Genomic DNA, 5,150 nt, shown 5'->3' with positions numbered 1-5,150 from the left:
CTGGGGCTTTCTCCCCAACATCAGCCAGTTACTATCGAGATGGCGCCCCGCTGGGGCTGCAACTGCGTAAGTCCTATAAGTAAACACTCATGCTTCGCTGCGCTCTGCATGACGGCTAAAGTTGAATTTCTAGACAGGTTCATTAGCGAATACATTGCCCGTCATGCTGAGCGTAGCCGAAGCATCTCTACCGCAATAATAAACCCAATCGAAAGGAATAGTTGCACGGTGGAGATGCTTCGGCTGCGCTCTGCATGACGTTCTTTTGCTCATTGCTCATTGCTCATTGCTCATTGCTCATTGCTCATTGTTCATTGCCCATTGCCCATTGCCCATGGTGACCTATCCCACCTTTCCCTACGCTGGCCGCTCGTACTCCTACGACCCCGCTGCGCCCATCGATATTTCCCTGCCCCTGGCCCCAGGCGCCAACCAGGTGAACTGCTTTTGGGCCGAGCCGGTGCAGTTTGATACCATTCGGGTGGGCAGTTTTGTGGGCAGTGTGGCGCTGGGTGGCAGCACCAACTACCAGCGGGTGCACGTCACGCCCCACGGCAACGGCACCCACACCGAGTGCTACGGCCACATCTCGCCCGACCCGACCATCACGCTCAACCAATGCCTGCGCCGATTCCTGTTCGTGGCCCGGCTGGTGAGCGTGGCCCCGGCGCCCCAAGCCAACGGCGACCTTGTAGTGATGCTGGCCGACGTGCAAGCGGCCTTCATGGCGCAGCCGGACCGGGCCATCCCGGAAGCCCTGGTGCTGCGCACCCTGCCCAACGACCCCGCCAAGCGCCACCGCCACTACTCCGGCACCAACCCTACCTACATCGAACCAGCCCTGACGGAGTGGCTGGCGGAATACAACGTCGAACACTTCCTGCTCGACCTGCCCAGCGTGGACCGCGAGGAGGACGCCGGCCAGCTGCTGGCCCACCACGCCTTTTGGCGCTACCCGGCCGCCCCGCGCGCCTGTGCCACCATCACCGAATTAATCTTCGTGCCCGACGCCGTGCCCGATGGCCTCTACCTGCTCAACATTCAAATCACCAGCCTGGAGCTTGATGCCAGTCCCAGCAAGCCCGTCTTGTACAAGCTGCTCCCGGCCGTCTGACTGCGCCGTACTGGCCACCACCGTTCGCGGGCGCTTGGCCCCGTCGGGCATGCGCACAGCCAGTACCGGTTGCGGGGACTGAAATTACCGCCGATATTGCATATCCGCTGAGAATGAAGAGAAAAGCCAGTGCTTAAAACACTCTCTCCGCCGTTAAGCTTTACGCGCCCCTATGTTGGTAACTCAAACGCTGCGAAACCTATTCCTGGGGGCAGGGACGCTGCTGGCAGTGGCCCACGGCCGCGCCTGTGCGCAGGCCGTAGCTACAACACAAGCAGCGGCTGTTGCTGTTGAGGCGCCCGTGCCGCCCCGGCTACTCGTAAAAGCAGGCTTGCGGCTTTCGCACCTGTTCTACCAGCCCAATGGCCGTTCGTGGCAGTTGATTTTGCCCTCCTCGTTTGGTTGTGAGTACCGGCTGCGGCCCCAGGTCAGCTTGTATGCCCAACTCGAAGCCGATATTTCCGCCGGCCGGGCCCAGCGGGGCCGCCGTAATGCAGCCACGCTTCCCACCCCCACCTCCGACCTGAGCTTTGGGGCTCGCTACTACTTCAACCAGCCCGTCCCCCGGCCCAGTGCCGAGCGCTGGGGCAATTACGTGGCTTTCGAAGCAGAGGCCGAGCTTTCGCAGCTTGGCCAGCGTGGCCGGGGACGTCAGGCCAGGGGCCTCCTGCGCTTCACGCCCGGCGTATTCGCCTTGTGCGGCACTCAGCACCGCGGGCCCGGCCGCCGCTTAATCTACGACCTGAACGCCGGCCTCGGCCTACAGGCCCCACCACCGTACACCGTCGAAGCGCCAACTCGACCAGCCTGGGACGTTGCTGCTCAAGTCGGCCTGCGGGTGCTCCTCGTCAATCAACCCCACGCCCTGAAGAAGGCCCGCCATTAAGCACACGCTGCCTCAACGCGAAAAGGGCTGCCCGGTGAAGGCAGCCCTTTTTCAGCAATAAGTACGAGCCGATTAAGCCGGTACCGAAACGACCTCGCGGGGAATAACCGTCACGAATGAACGGTCTTTGCGGCCCTTGCGGAACTGCACTTCGCCGTCGACGAGGGCAAACAGCGTGTGGTCCTTGCCCATGCCAACGTTGGCGCCGGCGTGGTGCTTGGTGCCGCGCTGACGCACGATGATGTTGCCAGCCACGAGGGCCTGGCCGCCGAAGATTTTTACGCCGAGACGTTTAGAATGCGATTCGCGGCCGTTGTTGGACGAGCCGACACCTTTCTTGTGAGCCATCTTGAGTTATAAGTTGTTAGTTGTCAGTTGTCAGTCAATTAGTTGAGAACAGCCGCTTGCTACTTAAGCAAACAACTGACAACTAACTAACCAGCAACTAAATTAGCCGATGCTGTTAATCAATACTTTGGTGAACGACTGACGGTGGCCGTTCATTTTCTGGTAGCCCTTGCGGCGCTTCTTTTTGAAAACCAGAACTTTGTCGCCTTTTACGTGAGCGAGGATGGTGCCTTTTACGGCCACGTTCAACTCGGGTGCGCCGATGGTGATGGTGCCGTTGTCATCGGTCAGCAGGGCGTTGCCCAGCGTTACGGTGTCGCCAACATTGCCGGCCAGTTTGTGAGCGTAAACGAATTTGTTGGCCTCAACCTTGGTCTGCTGGCCAGCTATGTTAACAATTGCGTACATCAGCTTTCGCGGGTTTTTCTGAAATGGGAAGGCAAAAGTACGACTTTGCTTTGGAATTTCCAAGCCTAAGTTGTTAATCATCATTGGCTGCCCGGCGGTGCTCCCCGCAGAATGCGGCTCAGCTGGATGAAGGACAGATTAAAGCGCGATTAAGAAAACAGGTAAATACCCGTGTAATGAGGGTGGTTTTGGGGACAAGTCGGCTTATCCACAGGCGTAATGTGGATAAGTGGAACGAAAGCGTCTGATTTTGAGGAGGATTTGCCCAGAGTACAGTACCTGGAAATGCGGCAAAAACTCAGAAAAAAAGATGGCCCTTAACCAAAAATTAACGAACAAAAAACCCCGAAATGGTGGCAATTGCCCTCAGGGTCGGGGCTATATTTGGTGCTGGAAGGTCGGCTGCATTTCTGGCGCCCGCATCAAACATCTGCCTAAACCCGGCAGTTAGCTTGCCGTCTTCCCCGACGAAATCCGCCATCAAGCCCCGAAATATTATGGAACCGCTGCTCGCCGAAAACCCCAACCGCTTCGTGCTATTTCCCATCCAAAACGATGAGGTGTGGCAGTACTACAAGAAGTCGCAGGCCTCGTTCTGGACGGCGGAAGAAATTGACCTTTCCCAAGACCAGAAAGATTGGAACGGCCTGAACGACAATGAGCGCCACTTCATTAAGCACGTGCTGGCCTTCTTCGCCGCTTCCGATGGCATCGTGAACGAAAACCTGGCCGTGAACTTCATGCAGGAGGTGCAGATGCCCGAGGCCCGCTGTTTCTACGGCTTCCAGATTATGATGGAAAACATTCACAGCGAGACGTATTCGCTGCTGATTGATACCTACATCAAAGACCCCAAGGAGAAGGACTACCTCTTCAACGCCCTCGAAACCGTGCCCGCCGTTCAGAAAAAAGGCGAGTGGGCCCTGAAGTGGATTAACTCCGACAACTTCGCCGAGCGCCTCATCGCCTTTGCCGCCGTGGAAGGCATCTTCTTCTCCGGCTCGTTCTGTAGCATTTTCTGGCTGAAGAAGCGCGGCCTGATGCCCGGCCTCACGTTCTCCAATGAGCTGATTTCAAGAGACGAAGGCCTGCATTGTGACTTTGCCTGCCTGCTCTACAGCTACCTCGTGAACAAGCTGCCCGAGGCGCGGGTGCAGGCCATCATCGCCGATGCCGTGCGCATCGAGCAGGAGTTTGTGACCGACGCGCTGCCGGTGAGCCTCATCGGTATGAATGCCAAGACGATGGCGCAGTACATCGAGTTTGTGGCTGACCGCCTGCTGGTATCGCTGGGCTGCGCCAAAATCTACAACGCCACCAACCCCTTCGACTTCATGGAAATGATTTCGGTGCAGGGCAAAACCAACTTCTTCGAGAAGCGTGTGGCCGAGTACCAGAAAGCCGGCGTGATGAGCGAGCGCAACGACAACGTTTTCTCGCTAGACGAGGATTTCTAAAATTTGCTGGTCGGCGATAGGATAATATAGTGAATCTATGGTAAAAATACCCGGAAGCGGGTATTGTGAAGAATTGATGAAAGCGTAATATTTGCTCTTTCACCAATCCTTCACTCTTTTATGCATCAACGATTTACACTGGTTGCCGCTTTCGCAATTGAACTGCTATGCGGTCAGGTCTGGGCACAGTCGCCGACCATCACCAGCCTTAGCCCTGCCAGTGGCCCAGCCGGCACGGTAGTTACCCTGACAGGCACCAACTTTACCGGCGCTACAGGCGTGCGTTTCGGCAACGGTGGCCTGGCACTGGGCGGCGGCGGCATCACGGTGGTGAATGCCACGACGCTCATCGCCATCGTGCCGCCGGACGCGGCTACTGGTCCTATCACCGTGAGTTTGCCTACCGGTAGCGGCAGTAGTGCTGCCACTTTTATGTATACGCCCCGGCCGAGCGTAGCAACTCGTCTCACACCCAATGGGCCGCTTAGCGCTTGCACCTCCCCAACGCTAACGGCCACTGCTGTCGACCCATCTTTTAAAGCAATGGGCATTATCATTGGCTCTGTGCAAGACATTACCCTACAGCCTGACGGAAAAGTGCTCGCAGCGGTCAGCGCCCAAGCTTATAACGGGAATGGTTTGTTCGACGGAATAATACGCTTCAATGCTGATGGCACTCCTGACCGCTCGTTTAATCTGGGGGGCTCCGGTGTCAGTAGTTCGTTTTCGGTCAAATGCGTGAAACTACAAGGTGATGGAAAAATTTTAATAGGAGGGAATTTTACGGCATACAACGGCGACCCTGCTGCTCCTGATTGTCTGCTACGTCTTAACGCCGACGGTAGCTTAGATAATACATTTATACTCGTCGCGAAGTAGGGTGCGGGGCCTGCCCCCGCCCGTCGTTGAACGAATCCAATACAAGTCGTTCAACGAC

Annotated in this window: 6 protein-coding genes; 4 read left to right on the top strand and 2 right to left on the bottom strand. The window is 56.9% G+C overall.

Translation table 11 applies throughout. The annotated features are described in order from the left end of the window. Positions 1–334 precede the first annotated feature (334 nt). Positions 335–1,114, top strand: a complete 780-nt coding sequence (locus JKL48_RS22760; protein WP_201987692.1) for a cyclase family protein — start codon at positions 335–337, stop codon at positions 1,112–1,114. A gap of 172 nt (positions 1,115–1,286) precedes the next feature. Next, a complete protein-coding gene (locus JKL48_RS22755; protein ID WP_201987690.1) occupies positions 1,287–2,000 on the top strand; it encodes a hypothetical protein in 714 nt (237 codons plus the stop codon). A gap of 72 nt (positions 2,001–2,072) precedes the next feature. Here JKL48_RS22755 and rpmA read toward each other — a convergent pair whose 3' ends face one another. Beyond that, on the bottom strand, positions 2,073–2,348 hold the full coding sequence (gene rpmA / locus JKL48_RS22750) for a 50S ribosomal protein L27 (protein ID WP_201987688.1): 276 nt from the start codon (positions 2,346–2,348) through the stop codon (positions 2,073–2,075). A gap of 102 nt (positions 2,349–2,450) precedes the next feature. After that, a complete protein-coding gene (rplU, locus tag JKL48_RS22745; RefSeq protein WP_201987686.1) occupies positions 2,451–2,756 on the bottom strand; it encodes a 50S ribosomal protein L21 in 306 nt (101 codons plus the stop codon). A 497-nt stretch (positions 2,757–3,253) separates the two neighbouring features. On the opposite strand from rplU, the gene JKL48_RS22740 reads away from it, so the two are divergent. Continuing rightward, the gene (locus JKL48_RS22740; RefSeq protein WP_201987684.1) at positions 3,254–4,213 is read left to right on the top strand and encodes a ribonucleoside-diphosphate reductase small subunit; all 960 of its coding nucleotides are present in this window, start codon (positions 3,254–3,256) and stop codon (positions 4,211–4,213) included. Between the two features lie 120 nt (positions 4,214–4,333). After that, a complete protein-coding gene (locus JKL48_RS22735) occupies positions 4,334–5,092 on the top strand; it encodes an IPT/TIG domain-containing protein (protein WP_201987682.1) in 759 nt (252 codons plus the stop codon). Positions 5,093–5,150 lie beyond the last annotated feature (58 nt).

The organism is Hymenobacter rubidus, assembly GCF_016734815.1.
Classification (GTDB): Bacteria; Bacteroidota; Bacteroidia; order Cytophagales; family Hymenobacteraceae; genus Hymenobacter; species Hymenobacter rubidus.
This window is presented reverse-complemented; position numbering and strand designations above follow the sequence as displayed.